Below are 21,876 nucleotides of genomic sequence, written 5' to 3'. Positions count from 1 at the left end.
CGGACTTCTTTTAAACAGAAAAGCCACCCAATGTTGGGTGGCTTTTCTGCGTTAACGTGCATTCGTACACGTCGACGACAGTAGCGATGACGTCGCACGTTCGTGATCGAATCGAGTACCCGGGCGCCGCGCACCCGGGCACGATCACGTTTCAGCGCGTGAGCTCATCGCCGGGTTTCAGCGCTTGAGCCGGGACTCGAGCACCGCGGCCGTCTCGATGACAGCATCAGCGAGCGTGCGCTCGTCGAGTTCGCCACCCGCCCAGGTCACCGCGACGGCGGCGACCGGCCACCCCGCGTGATCGCGAACGACCGCGCCGACACTGCGCAGGCCGTCTGCGACCTCGCTGTCTTCCGTCGCATAGCCGCGCCCTCTCACCGTGCGCAGCAGCTCACGCAGGTCACTCGGCTTTCGCGGACCGAGGCCGGTGCGGTCGGGGAACGCGGAGGCGCTCGGATACAGTGCACGCACCTGTTCACGAGGGAGCGCTGCGAGCATCGCTCGTCCGGATGCCGTGAGGTGGGCGGGGAGGCGCACTCCGACGTCCGTGACGAGGGCCTGTCTGCGTGGGGCGCGCTCCTCGACGATGTACAACACGTCACCACCGCTCATCACGGCGAGGTGCGTGCTCTCGCCGAGGCGGTCCGAGAGCGCAGCGACGAGGGGACGCCCGATCCGTGCGAGCGGTTGCTGTCGCGCGTATCCGCCGGCGAGCTCGAAGGCCGACGTACCCAGCCCCCAGCGCCGATCCTCCTTCATGTGCAGCACGAAACCGTGCGCCGCGAGGGTGGTGAGTAGGTGGTACACGGTCGACCGGGGCAGTTCGAGCTCGCGAGCGATCGCCGAGGCGGCGACGGGCGCGGGGCGTCCGGCCAGATAGCTCAGGATCCGCAGGGTGTTCTGGGCAGCGGGTACCTGGGCGCCGGTCTCCGCATTGTCTGGGATCACAGACACAGGATCCCACGTTCGTCTGTCGCGCGCGACCTGTCGGGTGTGGAATCGAGACATGAGCGAAAAGCCCTCCGTCCTCGTCGGCGATGCACCCCTGAGCCACGCCGATGTCGTCGCGGTCGCCCGACACGGTGCCCCGGTGACCATCAGCCCCGCAGCGCTGGTGCGGGTCGCCGAGACCCGGCAGGTCATCGACGGACTCGCGGCCGACCCCCACCCGCACTACGGGGTGTCCACCGGCTTCGGCGCACTCGCCACGACCTTCATCGCGCCGGATCGCCGCCTGCAGCTGCAGGCGAGCCTCATCCGTTCCCACGCCGCCGGCACCGGCGCCGAGGTCGAGCGCGAGGTCGTCCGCGGTCTGCAGCTGCTTCGGCTGCAGACGCTCACGTCGGGTCGTACAGGCGTGCGGCCCGTCGTGGTCGAGACGTATGCGGGTCTGCTCAATGCGGGGATCACCCCGGTCGTGCGCGAGTACGGCTCGCTCGGATGCTCCGGCGACCTGGCCCCGCTCGCCCACATCGCGCTCGCGACGATGGGAGAGGGCGACGTCCGCAACGCCGAGGGCGCGCTCGTCCCGGCATCCGATGCTCTGGCCGCCGCCGGCATCGAGCCGCTCACCCTCGTCGAGAAGGAGGGGCTCGCCCTCATCAACGGCACCGACGGGATGCTCGGGATGCTGGTGCTGGCGCTGCACGATCTCGAGGCGCTGCTGCTCACCGCCGACATGGCCGCGGCGATGTCGGTCGAGTCGCAGCTGGGCACGGATGCCGTGTTCGCCGCCGACCTCATGGCGCTCCGCCCCCAGGCGGGTCAGGCCACGTCCGCGGCGAACCTGCGGTCCTTCCTCGGAGATTCTCCGATCGTGCACAGCCACAAGGGGCCCGAGGACGGCCGCGTGCAGGACGCGTATTCGCTGCGCTGCTCGCCGCAGGTGCACGGAACCGCGCGCGACACCATGGGGTACGCGTCGATGATCGCCGACCGGGAACTCGCGAGTGTCATCGACAACCCCGTGATCACCGTCGACGGTCGCATCGAATCGAACGGCAACTTCCATGGAGCGCCGGTCGCGGCAGTGCTGGACTTCCTCGCGATCTCGGTCGCCGATGTGGCCTCGATCTCGGAGCGTCGTACCGATCGTGCCCTCGACCCCGCGCGCAGCCACGGCCTGCCGCCCTTCCTCGCTGACGAGGTGGGCGTCGATTCGGGCCTGATGATCGCGCAGTACGCCGCCGCCGGCATCGTGTCGGAGCTCAAGCGCCTCGCCGTTCCGGCATCCGTCGACTCGATCCCGTCGTCGGCGATGCAGGAGGACCACGTCTCGATGGGATGGGCGGCCGCTCGCAAGCTGCGCCGCGCGATCGACGGCCTGGGCCGCGTGTTGGCGATCGAGATCCTCACCGGTGCGCGCGCCCTCGACCTGCGAGCGCCGCTGCAGGCGGGACCCGCGACCGGCGCGGTCCGCGATCTCGTCCGCACCGTCGCGGCGGGGCCCGGACCCGACCGCTTCCTCTCACCCGACATGGAGGCCGTGACTGCGCTCGTGCAGTCCGGCGCCGTCGCCCGCATCGCAAAGGAGCACGCGAATGACTGACACCACGACGCCCAACACCGCCACGGCGGGGCCGCGCACCGTTCGGGCCGCCCGCGGCAACCAGCGCACCGCCAAGAGCTGGGGCGCAGAAGCGGCCAAGCGGATGCTCATGAACAATCTCGATCCCGAGGTCGCCGAGCACCCCGAAGACCTCGTCGTGTACGGCGGCACCGGAAAGGCGGCGCGCAGCTGGGAGGCGTACGACGCGATCGTCCGCACTCTCGACGAGCTCGAGCCGGACGAGACGCTGCTCGTGCAGTCGGGCAAGCCGGTCGGCGTCTTCCGCACGCACGAGTGGGCACCCCGTGTGCTGATCGCCAATTCGAACCTCGTCGGCGACTGGGCGACCTGGCCCGAGTTCCGCAAGCTCGAAGAGCTCGGCCTGATCATGTACGGCCAGATGACCGCCGGATCGTGGATCTACATCGGAACCCAGGGCATCCTGCAGGGCACCTACGAGACGTTCTCGGCCGTCGCCCGTTCGCTGGGCCGGGAGTCGCTCAAGGGGACGCTGACCCTCACCGGCGGTGCGGGCGGCATGGGCGGCGCGCAGCCGCTCGCCGTCACCCTCAACGACGGCGTCGTGCTGATCGTCGATGTCGACGAGTCGCGCCTCGCTCGCCGGGTCGAACACGGATATCTCGACGAGTACACGACCGACCTCGACGCGGCCGTCGCCCGGGTCGTCGCCGCGAAACAGGCCGGCGAAGCGCTCTCGGTCGGCGTGGTCGGCAATGCGGCCGAGGTCTTCCCCGAGCTGCTGCGCCGTGGTGTGCCGATCGACATCGTCACGGATCAGACCAGCGCCCACGACCCGCTCGCCTATCTGCCGGTGGGAATCTCGGTCGCCGACTGGAAGGCCGAGGCCGAACGGGATGCCGAGGCCTTCACCCACCGCTCGCGCGAGTCGATGGCGCAGCACGTCGCGGCGATGGTCGCATTCCAGGATGCGGGGGCAGCGGTGTTCGACTACGGCAACTCGATCCGCGCCGAGGCTCAGCTCGGTGGCTTCGACCGCGCCTTCGAGTTCCCGGGCTTCGTGCCGGCATACATCCGTCCGCAGTTCGAAGAGGGCCGCGGACCCTTCCGTTGGGCGGCGCTCTCGGGCGACCCCGAGGACATCTACAAGACCGATCGCGCGATCGCCGAGCTCTTCCCCGACGACAAGGCGCTGCACCGCTGGCTCGAGAAGGCCGGAGAGAAGGTGCACTTCGAGGGACTGCCCGCGCGCATCTGCTGGCTCGGCTACAAGGAGCGCCACCTGGCGGGGCTCAAGTTCAACGAGATGGTGGCGTCGGGTGAGCTGTCGGCACCGATCGTGATCGGTCGAGACCACCTCGACTCGGGCTCGGTCGCCTCGCCGTACCGCGAGACAGAGTCCATGAAGGACGGCTCGGATGCGATCGCCGACTGGCCTCTGCTGAACGCACTGCTCAACACGGCATCCGGCGCGTCGTGGGTGTCGTTGCACCACGGCGGCGGTGTCGGCATCGGACGCTCGATCCACGCCGGCCAGGTCAGCGTCGCGGACGGTTCTGCGCTCGCCGCCGAGAAGCTCGAACGCGTGCTGACCAACGATCCCGGCACCGGAGTCATGCGACACGTCGACGCCGGCTACGAGCACGCGCGCGACATCGCCCGCGAGCGCGGCCTGAAGGTGCCGATGCTGTGACCACCATGCTGATCACGAACATCGGCGAGCTCACGACCAACGTCGGCTCACCGGACGGAGACCGCTTCGGCACGCTGCACGATGCGGCCGTGCTGGTCGACGGCGGACGGATCGCCTGGGTCGGCTCGGCGGATGCCGCACCCGGGGCCGACGAGATCGTCCACGCCGGCGGGCGGGCGGTCATCCCCGGGTTCGTCGACAGCCACAGCCACCTCGTCTTCGGCGGAGATCGTGCGGCCGAGTTCGAGGCGCGGATGGCGGGGCAGAAGTACGCCGCGGGTGGCATCCGCTCGACCGTCGCCGCGACGCGAGCGGCGAGCGACGACGAGCTGCGCGCGCGCCTGCGCGGTTTCCTCGACGAGATGCTCGCGCAGGGCACCACGACGGTCGAGATCAAGAGCGGATACGGGCTGAGCGTGGCGGATGAAGAGCGCCTCGTGCGCCTCGCCGCCGAGGTCACGCCGGAGGTCACGTTCCTCGGGGCGCACGTCGTGCCGGCCGAGTACGCCGACCGAGCCGACGACTACGTCGATCTGGTGACGGGCCCGATGCTCGACGCCTGTGCTCCGCATTCGAAATGGGTCGACGTGTTCTGCGAGACCGGTGCGTTCTCGGTCGAGCAGTCGCGGAGGGTGCTCGAGGCCGGCGTCGCGAAGGGCCTCACACCCCGACTGCACGCGAGCCAGCTCGGCCCGGGCGATGGGGTGCGCCTCGCCGTCGAGCTCGGTGCGGCCTCGATCGATCACGGCACCTATCTGACCGACGACGACATCGCAGCGATCGCCGCCTCCGACACCGTGCTGACCCTGCTGCCCGGCGTCGAGTTCTCGACCCGGCAGCCGTATCCCGACGCGCGCCGACTGATCGATGCGGGCGTCACCGTGGCCCTCGCCTGCGACACGAACCCTGGTTCGAGCTTCACGTCGTCCATGCCGTTCTGCATCGCGATCGCAGTACGCGACATGGGTATGACCCCCGCCGAGGCCGTGTGGGCGGCGACCGCCGGGGGAGCGCGGGCGTTGCGCCGCGACGACGTCGGCGTGATCACGGTGGGAGCACGCGCGGACCTCGTGCTGCTGACCGCGCCCACGCGCATCCATCTCGCGTATCGACCCGGAGTGCCGCTGGTCGATCAGGTGTGGAAGGACGGGGTCGCGGTCTTCGCGGCAGCGTCGAAGGCACGAGGAGCGGAGAACCATGGCCCTGTCGCACGATGACCTCTGGCCGCGCGCCGGATCCTGGCCCTCGTTCGCTGCGGAGGATGACGCGGATGCCGTGCTGCTCGGCGTTCCGACCTGGCGCACCTCGCTCTCGCCGACCGGCGCGCATGCGACCCCCGCGGCGATCCGGGAGGCGTTGACCCGGTACAGCGCCACGCTCATGGGTCCGCCTGTCGTCGATCTCGGCGAGGCGCTGCGCGTTCTCGACGCCGGGGATGTGGCCGAGCCCGACGGCGAGGCCGGCATCGCGGCGAGCGTCGCGCGCGTGCATGAGCTCGCCGCATCCGCTCGTCTCGTGATCGCCCTCGGGGGCGACAACGCGCTGACCTACCCGGTCGCGCGGGGAGCCGGGGCCACCGGACTGATCACGATCGATGCGCACTTCGACCTGCGCGACGGGATCTCGAACGGGTCGCCCGTGCGGCGACTGATCGAGGACGCACCCGAGAAGGAACGCATCGATCCGACGAAGATCGTGCAGATCGGCATCGCGGACTTCGCGAACTCCGCCGCCTACGCGGCGCGCGCCGCCGAGTGGGGCATTCGCGTGATCACCCTCGACGAGGTCCGGCGCCGCGGGATCGACGAGGTCGTCGCGGAGGCAACGCGCATCGCCGGCGCCGGTGCGGCCGCCCGCATCCATCTCGATGTCGACGTCGACGCCGCCGATCGGGCCGCAGCGCCCGGGTGCCCGGCGAGTGTGCCCGGCGGATTCGCCGCGTGGGAGCTGCGTGCTCTCGTCCGCTCGATCGTCGCGGATCCTCGCGTGGTGAGCGCCGATATCGCCGAGGTCGACGCGACGGCCGACACCGACGACATGCGCACGGTCAGGCTCGCGGCCCTCTGCGTGCTCGAGATGCTCGCGGCTCTCGTCGCGCGCTGACAGCGGCCGCTATCGACGCAGCGTCCACGACGCCTGGCGTCGTCGCGACTCCATCACCATGAAGGTCAGGAGACCGGCCAGGCCCAGGAGGCAGAGGGTCCCCAGCGTGAGTCGGATGCTCGGCGCCCACCCCCACAGCTGCATCGACGGATCCATGAGCCCGAAGACTCCGCTCAGCAGCAGGAGTCCGGCGCCGGCGCCGAGCAGACCGGCGAGAGCCACGAGTCCCCACAGCATCCGTCGCGTCCATGAGCGCGGGGCGAACTGGTCTGCGTAGTGTTCAGGCGAACCGAACGTCTCGAGCGGATCCTCCCCGGATTCTGCGAGGTGGCTCCTCACCTCCCGCACGATGAGATCGACCTGGTCACTCGGGACGTCGCGTAGTTCGAGCTCGTCCGCGAGAGCCGTGCCGTAGTCGTCCCGTGTGCCGCTCATCGTGACTCCTTCTTGTCGCCGAGGACTGTCATGGTGCGGGCGGTGAAATCCGCCCAGGCGGCCCGGTGCTCGTCGAGCGTTCGCCTGCCCGATTCCGTGATCGAGTAGTACTTGCGCCCCGGCCCTCCGGCCCCGTCCTGCCAGGTCGAGGCGAGAGAACCGTCGTGCTCGAGGCGGGCGAGCAGCGGGTAGAGCGTGCTCCCCTTGATGGTGCCGAATCCGGCCGCCGCGAGGCGCTGGGCGATCAGGTAGCCGTAGGCGTCCTCGTCGCCCACGAGAGCGAGCACGGCGCCGGGGAGCGCGGCCCGAGCCCACTCGCTGGGCCACTGCGTCGAATCCATGACTAGATCATGCCACGGACTAGTCCAGATCTCTACCTAGCTCGCGTGTCGAGGCGGCCGTGAGAGTCACCGGCCGGCGACTTTACGATGGAGCCATGGACACGCTGGACACCCTCGCTCTCGTCGGCGAGGTGCTGTCGTGGGTGGGCCTGGGGATCGGGCTGCCGCTGCTCCTGCTGGCCATGCTGATTCGTGCGGTCGAAGGACCGTGGCGGAGCATCGAGATCGCGATCGTCGAGCGGGACGGCTCCGTGTTCGCCCGCTGGTTCGCCGGAGGCGACTTCCACGAGAGGCCGTTGCGGCGCGACGAGTTCGCGACCCCGGAGGAGGGCTGGGCTGCAGGGGTCGTCAGTGCGAACGATCCTGCTCGTGCTCGTGTGGGGGATCCGCCACATCTGCGCCGGGTCGTGATGACTCTGGGGATCGTGTTCGCGGGTGTCGGCGTAATCGGCCTCATCGGATCACTGCTGCCGCTTTTCCTGTGACCTCACGGTCAGATCCGACGATCAGCAGAGGCCGGCAGCCTTCTCCAGCTGGGTGAGTCTCTCGCCGGGGCTCCCCGTGAGCGTCACGATCGACGGCGCATCACCGGCGCGTTCCAGGTCGTCGAGCACATCCAGAAGAGCGCGCCCCATCGCCTCTCGGAGCTCCGGATCCTCGTCGTCGGGAACGGCGATCGCGTGCCGTGGGTCGAGCGGCACGACGGCGATCAGATCGACATCGGCCATCGATGACTCGACCAGCTCCTGCGCTCGAGAGAGCAGCGTGTCGTCTCCACGGCCCAGCGCGTCGAGCGCGGTGAGATAGGCGAGGAAGTCGATCGACCCGCGTTCCGAGATGACGGAGCTCTCGCCCGCCGACTCTCGCAGTCGGGAGACCGTGACGCGGAGCTGCGCCACGAAGCTGGCCGCGCCAGCCGGCGCCTCCGACTCGATGTCATCGAACGGGTCGCCGAGGACCGCGTATTCGGGGTGAGCTGCGTGGAAGTCGGAGATCAGCGTGCTCTTGCCACTCGCGTGAGTGCCCGACACGACGATCCGCACGCGTCAGACCCCGGGGATCAGCAGGTGGGCGATCGTGAAGATCGCGAGACCGGCGAGGGCGCCGACGAACGTGCCGTTGAGGCGGATGTACTGCAGGTCGCGACCGACCATGAGCTCGATCTTCTCGGTCGTCTCGACCGGGTCCCAGCGCTCGACGGTGTCGGTGATGATCGACGCGATGTCGTGGCGGTAGCGGTCGACGAGGAACACCGCGGCATCCGACACCCAGGTGTCGACGCGGTGCTGCAGCGCGGCATCCGTCGTCAGCCTGTCGCCGACCTCCTGCAGAGCCTGAGCCGCACGCACGCGCAGCCCGCTCTCGGGGTCGGCGAGGGCGGTGAGGAGTCCGTTCTTGGCCGTGTTCCACGCCTCGGCCGCGAGGGCGCCCACGCGGGGGCTGTCGAACAGCGAGGCCTTGGCGTTCTCGAGCTTGGCCCTCGTCGCGGGGTCGTTCTGCAGACTGTCTGCCAGGCGGGCGAGATAGCCGTCGACGGCGATGCGGGCCGGATGCTGCGGATCGGCCTGCACGGCGCGCACGAACTTGACCGCCTCGTTGTACGCGGTGTCGTCGACGAAGCGGTGCGCGAGCTTCGGCACCCACCCGGGGAGCCGCCGTGAGATGAGCCCCGAGAACGAGGCTGCATTCGCGTCGAGCCAGCGGGCGATGCTGTCGGCGGCGAGGTCGACCGCTCCGTGGTGAGCATCCGCTTCGACGATCTTCTCGAGCCAGGCCCCGGCCGGCGGACCCCACTCGGGAGAGACGAGGTGCTCGCGGGCGAGATCGGTGATGAGGTCGCGCACGTCGTCGTCGCTGAGGGCGTTGAGCACCGCCGTCGCGATCGTCGCTCCCTCGGCGCCCACCCGCTCGGCGTGGGCCGGCTCGCGCAACCACTCGCCCGCGCGCTTCGCGATCGCGGTGCTCGCGAGCTTGGTGCGCACGACGCTCGCCTCGAGGAAGTTCGTCTCGACGAACTCGCCCAGCGTGCGCCCGATCTCATCCTTGCGGTTCGGGATGATCGCGGTGTGCGGGATGGGCAGCCCCAGCGGTCTGCGGAAGAGCGCCGTCACGGCGAACCAGTCGGCGAGGGCGCCCACCATCCCGCCCTCGGCGGCCGCGCGCACATAGCCGAGCCACGGCTGCCGCTCCTGGAACGCGAACGCGACGACGAACACGATCGCCATGAAGATGAGAGCCCCGAGGGCCACCGCCTTCATGCGGCGAAGGGCGCGAAGTCGTACCTGGTCTGCGGGCGACAGGAGCGCCATCGGGGTTCGCGGCATGACGTCATCCTTTCACGGGGAGTTCTCGCCGAGGTCGGCGTGCCGCATCGAGTTCTGTCGTCCGTCGAGAGATCTGGGCTGTGTAGTACCATCACTACATTCCGAATCGAGGTACATCGTGTTCACCATGACCGCTCGAGAGTTCAACCAGTCCGTCGCGCGCGCTCAGCGCGTCGCCGACGACCAGCCCGTGATGATCACGAAGCGCGGCGAGCCCGCGTACGTGCTCTTGAGCATCGACGAGTACGAACGGCTCGCCCCGGCCCGACCCGGGTCGATTCTCGAGTTCCTTGCGATGCCGGAGGAGGACCTCGTGGACGACGACGGCGAGTTCGATCGCATCATCGACGAGATCGTCGCCGATCGGAAGACGGACTTCGGTCGTCCTCCGATCGAGTTCTGACCGATGTATCTGATCGACACGAACACGTTCTCCGACGCGAGGCGCGGAACCGGAGCCGGCATCGCCGCTCGCACCTGGATGGAGAGCGGGGTGCCCGAGGCTCTTCACATGAGCGTCATCACCGACTACGAGCTGGAACTCGGTGTCCTCGGACTCCAGCGCCGCGATCCGCGTCAGGCGAGAGCACTCCGACGCTGGCTGGACACGCTTCGACTCGGGCTCGGCTCCCGCATCCTCCCCGTCTCTCCGCAGATCGCGCGGACGTGCGCCGCTCTCAACGTGCCGGATCGTCGTCCGTGGGCTGACGCGCTGATCGCGGCCACAGCGTTGCATCACGGCCTGACTCTCGTGACGCGCAACACGAAGGACTTCGAGATCCCCGGCCTGTCGGTGCTGAACCCGTTCGAGGACTGACAGCGGCAGAGGCCGAGTACCCTCGAAGCGTGATCGAAGACATCAAGAAGCGCGCCCTGCATCGCACCAGCATCCTCGAGGGTCAGATGCGCGGTGTCGCGCGGATGATCGAGAACGAGGAGTACTGCATGGACATCATCACGCAGTCCCGCGCGATCCAGCGCTCGCTGGAGTCGTTGAACCGTCTGCTGCTCGAGAACCATCTGCGCACGCACGTGACGCACATGTTCGACGAGGGAGGGGAGGAGCGCGACAAGGCTGTCGCCGAGCTTCTCAAGGCGTTCGACTTCGACCGCAAGTAGGGTCTGGCCGGTCGCGCTCCTCTCGCGTCACCGCTTCGGGTCGAAGACCTCGCCCTCCATGGCGTCGTAGCCCTCGGCCTGCGGGTCGCCATGCGAACCGCCCGACAGCGCGTACTCCTCCTCGGGGGAGAGCACGAGACGGTGCCGGAAGAAGAGGCCGAAGCCGAGCAGGATGATCGCGTAGACGATCGCGATCGCGATGATGGCCGGACCGAACGTCGGGTTCAGCAAGAAGCCCACGAAGATCAGAGCGGCGATCACGAGCGCGATGACGGCACCGGGGATGCCCCATGGGCTGACGTACGGGCGGTCGACGTTCGGGAACTTCTTGCGCAGGATGATGAACGATACGAGCTGCAGGCCGTAGGCGACGACTGCGCCCCAGACCGCGATGTTCAGCACGATCGCGCCGGCGACCGTACCCGCGCCCTCGGAGTCGACCGCGGTGAGCACATCGAGCACGATCAGGGCGATGAAGCCGATGGCGGCACCCACGGTGAGGGCGACCCACGGCGTCTGGCGCTTGCCGGTGAGGGAGAGGAACCGCGGGTAGTACCCGGCGCGGGAGAGCGAGTACATGTTGCGTCCGTAGGCGAACATGATGCCCTGGAGCGACGCGAGCAGGCCGATGAGCGCGAACAGCGCGAGCACGGCGGCGAGCTGGTCGCCGACGATCGCGCGGAAGCCGTCGAGCAGGGGCTCGCCCGCCGTTCTGGTGGCTTCGGCGCCGATGACACCGGTGTTCAGGAAGAGCACCAGGAGGCCGGTGACGATGAGCGTGCCGCGGGCCCAGAAGCCCGCCTTCGGGATGTCGCGGGTCGGATTGTGCGACTCTTCGGCGGCGAGCGGAAGCTCTTCGATGCCGAGGAAGAACCACATCGCGAACGGCAGGGCGAACAGGATCGGCAGGACGCCATGGGGAAGGAACGCGGTCTGGCCCTCGTCGGGGACCATGTTCCACAGGGCATCCCACGAGAACGCGCCCGAGAAGATCGCCATGGCCGAGAACACCAGGATGATGCCGATCGAGATGACCGAGACGACGATCGCGAAGCGGAACGAGATCGCCGCCCCCGCGGAGTTCAGGGCGATGAAGACGACGTAGAGGATGAGATACCAGACCCATCCGGGCAGCTCGAGGCCCAGCAGCTCACTCGTGATGCCGTTGGCATACGACGCCGAGAAGTAGACGATCACCGCCGTGGTGGCGACGTACTCGATGGTCTCGGCCGCCCCGGTGACGAGGCCGCCCCAGGGGCCCATGGCCGAGCGGGCGAACGAATAGGCGCCTCCGGTGTGCGGCATCGCGGCCGCCATCTCTCCGATCGCGAAGATCATGCCGTAATACATGGCGACGAGGATCGCGAAGGCGATGAGCATCCCACCGAAGCCCGCGAAGTCGATGCCGAAGTTCCAGCCCGAGAAGTCGCCCGAGATCACCGCGGCGACCGCGAGGCCCCACAGCCCCCAGACTCCGGCGGATCTCTTCAGGGTGCGTTTCTCGAAATACTCACTCCCGGCGCGTGTATAGGTCGCTCCGGCGACCTTGCGGGATTCATTGCTCTGCTGGGACATCCGCTCTCCGTTCGCATGCGTGCAGGCGCCGGGTGCACCTTGCGGATGATTGTGACAGTCAATGGTGGTTTCGTCTACCTTTAAACGCGAAGGTGATCTACTCTGAGGGCGAAGCCGGTCGGCCGATCGCTTCACCGCACGAGAACGGAGCGTCAGATGTCGGGCAACCTGAGCGTCGAACAGCTGGATGCCGGCATCGCCGCCGGCGAGATCGACACGGTGATCGTGGCCTTCGCGGATGCGCAGGGGCGACTGGTCGGCAAACGCGTGTCGGCGCGGCTGTTCCAGGAGGACATCCTGGCTCACGGGGCCGAGGCCTGCGACTACCTGCTCTCGGTCGACGTCGACATGAACACGGTCGACGGTTACGCGATGTCGGGGTGGGACCGCGGCTACGGCGACATGGTGCTGAAGCCCGACGTCGAGACCATGCGCAACATTCCGTGGCTCGACGGCACGGCATTGGTCATGGCCGACCTCGTCTGGCAGAACGGCGAACCGGTGGGCCCCTCGCCCCGAGCGATCCTCGACCGGCAGCGCGACCGTCTCGCCGAGCGGGGCTGGACCGCGTACTCGGGCACGGAGCTCGAGTTCATCGTCTTCGACAACACCTACCGCGACGCCTGGGCGCGCAAGTACGAAGGCCTGACGCCTGCGACCGACTACAACGTCGACTACAACCTGCTCGCCTCGACGCGCATGGAGCCGCTGCTGCGCGACATCCGCAACAGCATGGACGGCGCGGGGCTCTACTGCGAGGGCGTGAAGGGCGAGTGCAACTTCGGTCAGCAGGAGATCGCCTTCCGCTATGCGGAGGTGCGCGAGACCGCCGACCAGCACGCGATCTATAAGAACGGGGCGAAGGAGATCGCCGAGCAGCACGGGCAGGCGCTCACCTTCATGGCCAAGTTCAACGAGCGCGAGGGCAACAGCTGCCACATCCACCTGTCGCTCCGCGACGAGTCGGGTGCTCCGGTCATGGCGGGAGACGGCGAGCACGGCTTCAGCCCCGTGATGGAGCACTGGATCGCCGGCATCCTCGCCACACTGCGGGAGTTCACCCTGCTGTTCGCGCCGAACATCAACTCGTACAAGCGCTTCGCCAAGGGCAGCTTCGCCCCGACCGGAGTCGCGTGGGGCATCGACAACCGCACATGCGCGCTGCGCGTGGTCGGGTCGGGCTCGGGGCTGAGGGTCGAGAACCGCGTGCCCGGCGGAGACGTGAACCCGTACCTCGGCATCTCGGCGATCATCGCGGGCGGCCTGTACGGCATCGAGAACGAGCTGCCGTTGCCCGAGCGCTTCACCGGCAACGCCTACGAGGACGCGGTCGACCATCTGCCGACGACCCTGCGCGAGGCGGCGAAGCTCTTCAGCGAGTCGACCGTCGCGCGGGCCGCGTTCGGCGACGACGTGGTCGAGCACTACCTGAACCAGGCCCGCATCGAGGTGGAAGCCTACGACGCGGCCGTCACCGACTGGGAGCGCATCCGTGGCTTCGAGCGCCTCTGACCCCGCGCCGCTGATCGGCGTCACGACCTATCTCGAGCGCGCACAGCAGGGGGTGTGGGACGTCAGGGCGGCGTTCCTGCCCGAGCAGTACCTCACGAGTGTGACCTCCTCCGGCGGCATCGCGCTTCTGCTTCCGCCCCAGGATCCGGATGCCGCGGACGCGGCGATCTCCGGCATGCACGGTCTCGTGCTCTCCGGCGGCGCCGACGTCGCGCCCGAGCTGTACGGTGAGGACCGGCATCCGCTCACCGACCCCGCCCGCGTCGACCGGGATGCGTGGGAGCTCGCCCTGTTCCAGGCGGCGGAGCGCCGCGGCATCCCGGTGCTCGCGATCTGCCGTGGTCTGCAGCTCGTGAACGTCGCACGCGGCGGCACCCTGCAGCAGCATCTGCCCGAATCGCTCGGCACGGAGAAGTACCGCATCGGCGGGGGAGTCTTCGCCGAGAACGACGTCGAGGTGTCGACCGACACCCCACTCGCCGAGATCATCGGCGAGACCGGGATGCGCGTGCACAGCTATCACCACCAGGGTGTCGACCGTCTCGGCGACGGACTCGTGGCCGCGGCGCACTCCGCCGACGGTCTCGTGCAGGCCTTCGTCGACACGTCGGCCGGTCACATCGTCGGCGTCCAATGGCACCCGGAGGAGAACGCCGAGGATCGGCGGCTCTTCGCAGATCTCGTCTCACAGGCCCGTGCGTTCGCCGCACGGCGGAAGGAGGACGCCCGATGAGCGCGTTCACAGTCATCAACCCGTCGACCGGTGCGGCGATCCGCGAGATCGCGCGCGCCGACATCGGAGAGACGGATGTCGCGATCGCCCGCGCCGTTGCGGCGCAGCGCCGGTGGGCGGCGCTCGCCCCGGTCGCTCGGGCCGATGCGCTGCGTGCGTTCGCGCGCACGGTCGAGGCCGCGGCGGAAGAGCTCGCGCAGCTCGAGGTGCTGAACTCGGGGCATCCGATCGGCTCCGCCCGATGGGAGGCCGGTCATGTCGCCCAGGTGCTCAACTACTACTCGGCCGATCCTGAGCGCCTGTCGGGTCGGCAGATCCCCGTGGCGGGCGGACTCGACGTCACCTTCCACGACCCGTACGGTGTGGTCGGGGTCATCGTGCCGTGGAACTTCCCCATGACGATCGCCGCGTGGGCGTTCGCGCCGGCGCTCGCCGCCGGCAACGCGGTGGTGTTGAAGCCGGCTGAGCTCACGCCTCTCACGGCGATCCGGCTCGGTGAGCTCGCCCTCGAAGCGGGCCTCCCCGAGGGGCTCTTCGAGGTCGTCACCGGGTCGGGTTCGGTCGTCGGGCAGCGGCTCGTCGAGCATCCGGATGTCCGCAAGGTCGTGTTCACCGGGTCGACCGAGGTCGGCATCGAGGTCGCTGCCGGATGCGCCAGGGCGCTCAAGCCCGTCACGCTGGAGCTCGGCGGCAAGAGCGCCAACATCGTCTTCGCCGATGCCGACCTCGAAAAGGCGGTCGCTGCGGTTCCGGGGTCGGTGTTCGACAACGCCGGTCAGGACTGCTGTGCGCGCAGTCGGCTGCTCGTGCAGCGCTCGGTCTACGACCGCTTCCTCGAACTGCTCGAGCCCGCTGTCGCCGCCTGGCGGGTGGGCGACCCGTCGAGCGCCGACACCGACATGGGGCCGCTCATCTCGGCCGCGCACCGCGACACCGTCTCGGGGTTCCTCGACGACGCGAACATCGCGTTCCGGGGCAGCGCTCCCGAGGGCGACGGCTTCTGGTTCGCCCCCGCCGTGGTGCTGGCCGATCCGTCCGACCGGATCGCGCAGCAGGAGGTGTTCGGGCCGGTCGTCGCGGTGATGCCGTTCGACGACGAGGCCGATGCGATCCGCCTCGCGAACGACACCGCCTATGGTCTCGCCGGCTCGATCTGGACCGAGAGTCTCGGCCGTGCCGTGCGCGTGTCGCGCGGAGTCCAGAGCGGGGTGCTGTCGGTGAACTCGCACTCGTCGGTGCGGTACGCGACGCCGTTCGGCGGAATGAAGGCGTCGGGTCTCGGGCGCGAGCTCGGACCGGATGCCGCTGAGCACTTCACCGAGACCAAGAACGTCTTCTTCGCGACCGACGAATCCTGACCCGCACACCACCCTGCAACGGAGAACACACATGACCATCGATCTGACCCAGCGCCTCAAGGACCGCGTCGCCATCATCACCGGTGGGGCCAGCGGCATCGGCTTCGCCACCGCCCAGCGCTTCGCCGCAGAAGGCGCGTTCGTCGTCATCGCCGACGTCGACCCCGCCACGGGCGAGAAGGCAGCCGCCGAGGTCGGCGGTGCGTTCCGCCCCGTCGACGTCGCCGATGAGACGAAGGTCAACGCGCTCTTCGACGGCGTCGCCGCGGAGTTCGGCCGCATCGACATCGCCTTCAACAACGCGGGCATCTCGCCCGCCGACGACGACTCGATCGAGACCACCGAGCTGCCCGCCTGGGATCGCGTGCAGGACGTCAACCTCAAGAGCGTCTACCTCTGCAGCCGTGCCGCACTTCGCCACATGGTGCCGGCCGGTCGGGGCTCGATCATCAACACCGCATCGTTCGTCGCGCTGCTGGGGTCGGCGACTTCGCAGATCAGCTACACCGCGTCGAAGGGCGGCGTGCTCGCGATGTCGCGTGAGCTCGGCGTGCAGTTCGCCAGGCAGGGAGTGCGCGTGAACGCCCTGTGCCCTGGTCCGGTCAACACCCCGCTGCTGCAGGAGCTGTTCGCCAAGGATCCGGAGCGCGCACAGCGTCGCCTCGTGCACGTGCCGATGGGACGCTTCGCAGAGCCGTCCGAGCTCGCCGCCGCCGTGGCCTTCCTCGCGTCCGACGACTCGTCGTTCATCACCGCCAGTGCCTTCGTCGTCGACGGTGGCATCACCAACGCCTACGTCACCCCGCTGTGAAGCGGGATCATGTCGCTGTGACAGGCTGAGAAGCATGAGCGAGCACCCTTCCGACGGCGATCTCGTCGGGGTGCGCCGAGCGGTCTATCGGCCGCTGCGCCGCGGCAACGCCCTCGAGGATGCGGTCGCCCGCCTCGTGCAGGCCATCCGCCTCGGCGTCGTCGCTCCCGGAGAGTCGCTGCCGCCGGAGCGTGAGCTTGCGGCATCGTTCGGCGTCAGCCGCGACACCGTGCGCGAGGCGATCCGCGAGCTCGCAGACACCGGATACCTCGTGCCGAAGCGCGGGCGGTACGGCGGCACGTTCGTCGCCGATCCGCTGCCGCAGCCCTCGGATGCCGGCCCCGTGACCGCGGCCGAGGTCGATGACGTGCTGGGGCTCCGTCGCGTGCTCGAGACCGGTGCGGCGCGTGCCGCAGCGAGTCGCTCGCTGGATTCCGCGACCCGCGCCGACCTGTGGGCCCGGCACGAGGCAGCACTGCCGGCCGGACCCGACGAGTATCGCCGGCTCGACACGCTGCTGCACCTCGCGATCGCCGAGGCCGCCGGAATCCCGTCGCTCGTCGCGCTCGTGGCCGAGAACCGGGCCGACGTCAACGCCTGGCTCGACACCTTTCCGCTGATGCCGAGGAACATCCAGCACTCTGGGGAGCAGCACGAGAGCATCGTCACGGCGATCCTGGCCGGGCGCCCCGACGTCGCCGAGGCCGCGATGCGCGATCACCTCGCGGGGTCCGAAGCGCTGCTGCGCGGATTCCTGATCTGAAACCGCGCAGCAGCGGGAGGGTCAGCTCGTGGCTGCCTCGTCTGCCACGGCGAGAGCCTCGTCGAGCACGGCGAGACCGCGCACCAGGTCGTCCTCGCTGATCACGAGCGGCGGCGCCACGTGCATGCGGTTGAAGTGCGTGAACGGCCAGACGCCGGCCTTCTTCGCTGCGGCGGCGAAAGCGGCGACCGGCGCGGCATCCGCTCCGCTCGCGTTGAACGGCACGAGCGGCTCGCGCGTCTGCGGGTCGCGCACGAGCTCGACGGCCCAGAACAGTCCACGGCCGCGCACCTCTCCGACGCTCGGGTGGGTGTCGACCCAGCGGCGCAGCGTCGGCTCGACGATGCGCTCGCCGAGATCGCGCACGCGCTCGAGGATGCCGTCGCGGCGGAACACCTCGAACGTCGCGACGCCTGCGGCGCACGCGAGCGGGTGGCCCGAGTACGTCAGTCCACCGGCGAACGGCGTGGTGTCGAAGGCCTTCGCGATGCGCTCGGAGATCACGACGCCGCCGAGCGGCACGTAGCCCGAGTTCACGCCCTTGGCGAAGGTGATCAGGTCGGGACGCCCGCCGTAGGCGTCGATGCCGAACCACTCGCCGAGCCGGCCGAACCCGACCATGACCTCGTCGGCGATGTAGACGATGCCGTAGCGGTCGCACAGCTCGCGCACACCCTGCAGGTATCCGGGCGGCGGCACGAGTACGCCGTTCGTGCCGACCACGGTCTCGATGATGATCGCGGCGATCGTCGCCGGCCCCTCGAGCTGGATCGTCTGCTCGAGGTGGGCGAGCGCGCGCTCGGACTCCTGCTCGGGGGTCTCGGCGTGGAACGGGGAGCGGTAGAGGTACGGCCCGAAGAAGCGCACGGCTCCCGAGTCCGGAGTGCCGTTCGCCCACCGACGAGGGTCACCCGTCAGCGAGATCGCGGTCGACGTGGAGCCGTGATAGCTGCGGTACATCGAGAGCACCTTGTGGCGACCGGTCGACTGACGCGCCATGCGCACCGCGTACTCGTTGGCCTCGGCGCCGCCGTTCGTGAAGAAGACCTTCTCGAAGCCCTCGGGCGCGACCTCGACGATGAGTCGGGCGAGCTCGCCTCGCACGTCGTTGGCCATCGCGGGCTGGATGGTCGAGAGGCGTCCGGCCTGCTGCTGGATCGCGGCGACCAGATCGGGATGCTGGTGCCCGAGGTTCAGGTTCACCAGCTGGCTCGAGAAGTCGAGGTAGGCGTTGCCGTCGTAGTCCCAGAACGTCGAGCCCTCACCCGCGGCGACCGGCAGCGGATCGATCAGGCCCTGCGCGCTCCACGAGTGGAACACGTGGCCGCGGTCATCCGCTCGTACCTGCGCCTCGGCCTCGGGGGCAGGCAGCGGGTGGGATGCACCGTGGCGGTCGGTGTATTTCGTCATGTCTCGTGTCTCCGTTCTCTGTCTGCTCGGGAGCTCAGTGGTTGCTCGGGAAGCCCAGGTCGATCTGCGAGGGCGTGTGGTCGGGCCAGCGAGTGGTGACCACCTTCGACCGAGTGTAGAAGTGCACCGACTCGGGGCCGTAGATGTGCGAGTCGCCGAACAGCGAGTCCTTCCAGCCGCCGAACGAGTAGGCGCCGATCGGCACGGGGATCGGCACGTTGACGCCGACCATGCCGACCTCGATGTCGAACTCGTACTGGCGGGCGGTGCCGCCGTCACGTGTGAAGATCGCGGTGCCGTTGCCGTAGGCGTTCGCGTTGACGAGCTCGACGGCCTCGGCGTAGGTCTCGACGCGCACGACCGAGAGGACCGGGCCGAAGATCTCGTCGTCGTACACCTTCATGCCGGGGGCGACGCGGTCGATCAGGCTGACTCCGATGAAGAATCCGTCCGAGTCGAACTCCTTCGTCGTGCCGTCGACCACCACGGTCGCACCCTCGGCGTCGGCTCCCGTCACGTACGAGGCGACGCGGTCGCGGTGCTCGCGCGTGATGAGCGGGCCCATCTCGCTCGCTGCGTCCGTGCCGGCGCCGATCGTGAGGCCCTCGATGCGCGAGGCGATCGCGGCGACGAGGTCGTCGGCGATGTCGCCGACCGCGACGAGCACCGACACGGCCATGCAGCGCTCGCCGGCCGAGCCGTACGCGGCGGAGACGGCGGCGTCGGCTGCAGCGTCGATGTCGGCATCCGGCATCACGACCATGTGGTTCTTCGCGCCGCCGAGAGCCTGGACACGCTTGCCCGCGGTCGCCGCGCGCTGGTAGATCGACCGGGCGATGGGCGTCGAGCCGACGAAGCTGATCGCGTTCACGCGCGGCGATTCGAGCAGAGCGTCGACGGCCTCCTTGTCGCCGTGCACGACGTTGAGCACGCCGTCGGGGAGCCCCGCCTCCTGGAAGAGCTTGGCGAGCCAGATCGAGGCCGACGGGTCCTTCTCGCTCGGCTTGAGCACCACGGTGTTGCCGCAGGCGATCGCCGAGGCGACCATCCACAGCGGCACCATGACGGGGAAGTTGAAGGGCGTGATCGCGGCGACGACACCGACGGGCTGCTTGACCGAGTGCACGTCGACCCCGCGCGAGACCTGCTCGCTGCGCTCGCCCTTGAGCAGGTGCACGAGACCGGCGGCGAACTCGACGTTCTCGATGCCGCGCGAGACCTCGCCCGCGGCATCCGAGAGCACCTTTCCGTGCTCCGAGGTGACGATCGCCGCGAGCTCGGGCGTGCGCTCCTTGAGCAGCTGGCGCAGACGGAAGAACACGTCGGCCCGCTTGATGAGGCTCGTCTCGCGCCAGGCGGGCAGAGCGGATGCCGCGGCGGCGATCGCCTCGTCGACCTCGGCGGTGGAAGCGAAGGCGACCTGCTTCGAGACCTGACCGGTGGCCGGGTCGAAGACCTGACCCGTGCGTGCCGCGTCGGCGGTCTCTGCTCCATTGATGAGGTGACGGACGATGTCCACGGGGCTCCTTCGGGGTACGAATCCGTATCGAACACTCTGACCGAGGCGCGATACGCTGACTTCCTCCCATGATCACAGAGCACGAGGAGCCTGAACGGTGTCAGAACGTAGCGACATCGCCGATGATCGGACAGATCGTCCGGCGAGTGCGGTCTTCCTGACGGTCGCCGACGTCCTCGCAGAGGCCGCGGTGCAGCAGGGCGAGCCCGACGTGATCGTCGGCGGAGCCGCACTCGGCGCCGCCGTGCGCTGGGCGCACGTGTCCGACAGCGTCGGAGTCGCACGTCTACTCGACGGCGGCGAGCTGCTGCTGACCACCGGGGCGGGGTGGCCGGTCGATGAGGCCGAGCTGCGGGACTTCGCGTCGAGCCTGCATCGGGCGGGCATCGCCGGCATCGTGTTCGAGCTGAAGACCGCCCGTCAGAGCGTTCCGCAGCCGGTCGTCGACGTCTGCGCCACGGTGGGTCTGGCCCTCATCGCGCTCACGCACGAGGTCAAGTTCGTCGCGGTGACCGAGGCGGTGCATCATGCGTTGATCGCCGCACAGACGCAGGCGCTGCGCGAACGGCAGCACCTGCACGAGCTCTTCACCGCGTTGAGTCTGCAGGGGGCTCCCGCCGACGTCGTGGTCTCCGAGACCGCCAGAGCGCTCGGATCCCCGGTCGTGCTCGAGAATCTCGCAGGCGAGGTGATCGCGACCGAGGGACTCGGAATGGCGGTCGCCGAGGTGCTCGGGAACCGCAGCGCGGCCGAGAGGGTGGCCGTACAGGCGCGCGGGGTGCGCTGGGGCACGCTCCTCGCTCTGCCGGGCGCCGCGCACCCCGCCGGTCGGGTCACGGTTCTCGAACAGGGCGCGACAGCCCTGGCCTTCGGATGCATCGCCGACGGCGGCGACGCCGAATGGTCGCTGCTCGCCCAGCGTGGGGTGATCGACGACCTGCTCGGCGCGCGCTTCGCCAAGGCTGAGGACATCGATGCACGGCTGCGCGCCGGCGGCTTCGCGCTCCGAGGCCGCCACTGCCACGGGATCGTGGCACGCGGCAACGGCTCGATCAGCGAGCTCGCCTATCGTGCGCGGCAGGCGGGATTCGCGGTGATGGCCGCGCGTGTCGACGGCGATGACGTCGCACTGCTCTCGGTGCCCGCGTCCACCGGGCTGTCCGACGAGGTGCTGCTGCGCATCGCCGGTCCCGACCGCGCAGTGTTCGTGGGGCCGGTCGCCGACGACGTGCTCGGTCTGCTCGGCTCTCTGCGAGCGGCGCGCGACCTCGCCGACAGCGATCGTGCCGAGGCGGGGGCCCGGGTACGCCGCGTCGACGACCGCCCGCTCGAACGGCTCGTCGCGACCCTGCGCGACGACCACCGACTGCATGAGCACAGCGAGCGGATGCTGTCGCCGCTGATCCGACACGATCGTGAGCGCCGCGGCGACCTGCTCGACGTGCTCGCAGCCCTCGTCGCCCACCCGGGCAATCGCTCGGCGGCAGCGGCGGCGAGCCACCTGTCTCGGTCGGTGTTCTATCAGCGGCTCACGCTGATCGGCGATCTGCTCGGAGCCGACCTCGACGACGGCGAGACGATCGCGGCGCTCCACCTCGCACTTCTCGCGAGGCGGCGCACCGCGACATCCGGCTGATCCCGAACTGACTGAGG

General features: G+C 69.3%; 22 protein-coding genes. 14 read left to right on the top strand and 8 right to left on the bottom strand.

The window, feature by feature from the left end:
• Window positions 1–177: 177 nt before the first annotated feature.
• On the bottom strand, window positions 178–954 hold the full coding sequence (locus JOF42_RS17770; RefSeq protein WP_307803643.1) for an IclR family transcriptional regulator: 777 nt from the start codon (window positions 952–954) through the stop codon (window positions 178–180).
• Window positions 955–1,006: 52 nt separating this feature from the next.
• On the opposite strand from JOF42_RS17770, the gene hutH reads away from it, so the two are divergent.
• Genes hutH through JOF42_RS17750 form a run of 4 tightly spaced genes read left to right on the top strand, consistent with a single transcriptional unit; the run spans window position 1,007 to window position 6,323 of the window.
• Window positions 1,007–2,548, top strand: a complete 1,542-nt coding sequence (hutH, locus tag JOF42_RS17765; protein ID WP_210099017.1) for a histidine ammonia-lyase — start codon at window positions 1,007–1,009, stop codon at window positions 2,546–2,548.
• Entirely contained in the window at window positions 2,541–4,220 is a 1,680-nt protein-coding gene (gene hutU / locus JOF42_RS17760) for a urocanate hydratase (protein WP_210099016.1), read from the top strand. Before hutH ends, hutU begins: the two co-directional genes overlap by 8 nt.
• Window positions 4,217–5,437 (top strand): imidazolonepropionase, encoded by a 1,221-nt coding sequence (gene hutI / locus JOF42_RS17755; protein WP_307803642.1) that lies wholly within the window; start codon window positions 4,217–4,219, stop codon window positions 5,435–5,437. The genes hutU and hutI overlap by 4 nt, the downstream gene beginning before the upstream one ends.
• Entirely contained in the window at window positions 5,418–6,323 is a 906-nt protein-coding gene (locus tag JOF42_RS17750; RefSeq protein WP_210099015.1) for an arginase family protein, read from the top strand. The genes hutI and JOF42_RS17750 overlap by 20 nt, the downstream gene beginning before the upstream one ends.
• Window positions 6,324–6,332: 9 nt before the next feature.
• Here the strand turns inward: JOF42_RS17750 and JOF42_RS17745 are convergent, their stop codons facing one another.
• Window positions 6,333–6,758, bottom strand: a complete 426-nt coding sequence (locus JOF42_RS17745) for an HAAS signaling domain-containing protein (RefSeq protein ID WP_210099014.1) — start codon at window positions 6,756–6,758, stop codon at window positions 6,333–6,335.
• The gene (locus JOF42_RS17740) at window positions 6,755–7,099 is read right to left on the bottom strand and encodes a PadR family transcriptional regulator (protein ID WP_210099013.1); all 345 of its coding nucleotides are present in this window, start codon (window positions 7,097–7,099) and stop codon (window positions 6,755–6,757) included. The genes JOF42_RS17745 and JOF42_RS17740 overlap by 4 nt, the downstream gene beginning before the upstream one ends.
• Before the next feature lie 95 nt (window positions 7,100–7,194).
• On the opposite strand from JOF42_RS17740, the gene JOF42_RS17735 reads away from it, so the two are divergent.
• Window positions 7,195–7,584, top strand: a complete 390-nt coding sequence (locus JOF42_RS17735) for a hypothetical protein (RefSeq protein WP_210099012.1) — start codon at window positions 7,195–7,197, stop codon at window positions 7,582–7,584.
• A gap of 21 nt (window positions 7,585–7,605) precedes the next feature.
• On the opposite strand, the gene JOF42_RS17730 is transcribed toward JOF42_RS17735, so the two are convergent.
• Window positions 7,606–8,130 (bottom strand): DEAD/DEAH box helicase family protein, encoded by a 525-nt coding sequence (locus tag JOF42_RS17730; RefSeq protein ID WP_307803641.1) that lies wholly within the window; start codon window positions 8,128–8,130, stop codon window positions 7,606–7,608.
• A gap of 15 nt (window positions 8,131–8,145) precedes the next feature.
• Entirely contained in the window at window positions 8,146–9,423 is a 1,278-nt protein-coding gene (locus tag JOF42_RS17725; RefSeq protein ID WP_210099010.1) for a DUF445 domain-containing protein, read from the bottom strand.
• Between the two features lie 127 nt (window positions 9,424–9,550).
• On the opposite strand from JOF42_RS17725, the gene JOF42_RS17720 reads away from it, so the two are divergent.
• The 3 genes from JOF42_RS17720 to JOF42_RS17710 are packed head-to-tail and all read left to right on the top strand — an operon-like array spanning window position 9,551 to window position 10,542.
• Window positions 9,551–9,826: a type II toxin-antitoxin system prevent-host-death family antitoxin gene (locus tag JOF42_RS17720; RefSeq protein ID WP_052492856.1), complete on the top strand. Its 276-nt coding sequence runs from the start codon at window positions 9,551–9,553 to the stop codon at window positions 9,824–9,826.
• A 3-nt stretch (window positions 9,827–9,829) separates the two neighbouring features.
• Window positions 9,830–10,240 carry a type II toxin-antitoxin system VapC family toxin gene (locus JOF42_RS17715; protein ID WP_210099009.1) on the top strand — a complete coding sequence of 137 codons (411 nt, stop codon included), beginning with the start codon at window positions 9,830–9,832 and terminating at the stop codon, window positions 10,238–10,240.
• A 29-nt stretch (window positions 10,241–10,269) separates the two neighbouring features.
• Window positions 10,270–10,542: a metal-sensitive transcriptional regulator gene (locus JOF42_RS17710; protein WP_056517673.1), complete on the top strand. Its 273-nt coding sequence runs from the start codon at window positions 10,270–10,272 to the stop codon at window positions 10,540–10,542.
• 27 nt (window positions 10,543–10,569) lie between these two features.
• Here JOF42_RS17710 and JOF42_RS17705 read toward each other — a convergent pair whose 3' ends face one another.
• Window positions 10,570–12,117 (bottom strand): amino acid permease, encoded by a 1,548-nt coding sequence (locus JOF42_RS17705; protein WP_210099008.1) that lies wholly within the window; start codon window positions 12,115–12,117, stop codon window positions 10,570–10,572.
• A gap of 156 nt (window positions 12,118–12,273) precedes the next feature.
• Between JOF42_RS17705 and JOF42_RS17700 the strand changes: the two genes are divergently transcribed.
• The 5 genes from JOF42_RS17700 to JOF42_RS17680 are packed head-to-tail and all read left to right on the top strand — an operon-like array spanning window position 12,274 to window position 17,294.
• A complete protein-coding gene (locus JOF42_RS17700) occupies window positions 12,274–13,629 on the top strand; it encodes a glutamine synthetase family protein (protein ID WP_210099007.1) in 1,356 nt (451 codons plus the stop codon).
• Complete coding sequence (locus tag JOF42_RS17695; RefSeq protein WP_210099006.1) at window positions 13,610–14,362, top strand: gamma-glutamyl-gamma-aminobutyrate hydrolase family protein; 753 nt, start codon at window positions 13,610–13,612, stop codon at window positions 14,360–14,362. Before JOF42_RS17700 ends, JOF42_RS17695 begins: the two co-directional genes overlap by 20 nt.
• Window positions 14,359–15,720 carry an aldehyde dehydrogenase family protein gene (locus tag JOF42_RS17690; protein WP_210099005.1) on the top strand — a complete coding sequence of 454 codons (1,362 nt, stop codon included), beginning with the start codon at window positions 14,359–14,361 and terminating at the stop codon, window positions 15,718–15,720. Before JOF42_RS17695 ends, JOF42_RS17690 begins: the two co-directional genes overlap by 4 nt.
• 31 nt (window positions 15,721–15,751) lie before the next feature.
• On the top strand, window positions 15,752–16,531 hold the full coding sequence (locus JOF42_RS17685) for a 3-oxoacyl-ACP reductase (protein ID WP_050722693.1): 780 nt from the start codon (window positions 15,752–15,754) through the stop codon (window positions 16,529–16,531).
• Window positions 16,532–16,565: 34 nt separating this feature from the next.
• Window positions 16,566–17,294, top strand: a complete 729-nt coding sequence (locus JOF42_RS17680; protein ID WP_210099004.1) for a FadR/GntR family transcriptional regulator — start codon at window positions 16,566–16,568, stop codon at window positions 17,292–17,294.
• Between the two features lie 21 nt (window positions 17,295–17,315).
• On the opposite strand, the gene JOF42_RS17675 is transcribed toward JOF42_RS17680, so the two are convergent.
• Window positions 17,316–18,704, bottom strand: a complete 1,389-nt coding sequence (locus JOF42_RS17675; protein WP_210099003.1) for an aspartate aminotransferase family protein — start codon at window positions 18,702–18,704, stop codon at window positions 17,316–17,318.
• 34 nt (window positions 18,705–18,738) lie between these two features.
• The gene (locus JOF42_RS17670; RefSeq protein ID WP_210099002.1) at window positions 18,739–20,223 is read right to left on the bottom strand and encodes a CoA-acylating methylmalonate-semialdehyde dehydrogenase; all 1,485 of its coding nucleotides are present in this window, start codon (window positions 20,221–20,223) and stop codon (window positions 18,739–18,741) included.
• 97 nt (window positions 20,224–20,320) lie between these two features.
• Between JOF42_RS17670 and JOF42_RS17665 the strand changes: the two genes are divergently transcribed.
• On the top strand, window positions 20,321–21,859 hold the full coding sequence (locus JOF42_RS17665) for a PucR family transcriptional regulator (protein WP_210099001.1): 1,539 nt from the start codon (window positions 20,321–20,323) through the stop codon (window positions 21,857–21,859).
• Window positions 21,860–21,876 lie beyond the last annotated feature (17 nt).

The organism is Microbacterium phyllosphaerae, assembly GCF_017876435.1.
Lineage (GTDB): Bacteria > Actinomycetota > Actinomycetes > Actinomycetales > Microbacteriaceae > Microbacterium > Microbacterium phyllosphaerae.
The sequence above is the reverse complement of the archived record's forward strand: the minus strand, read 5'-3'. Positions and strand labels throughout refer to the sequence as shown.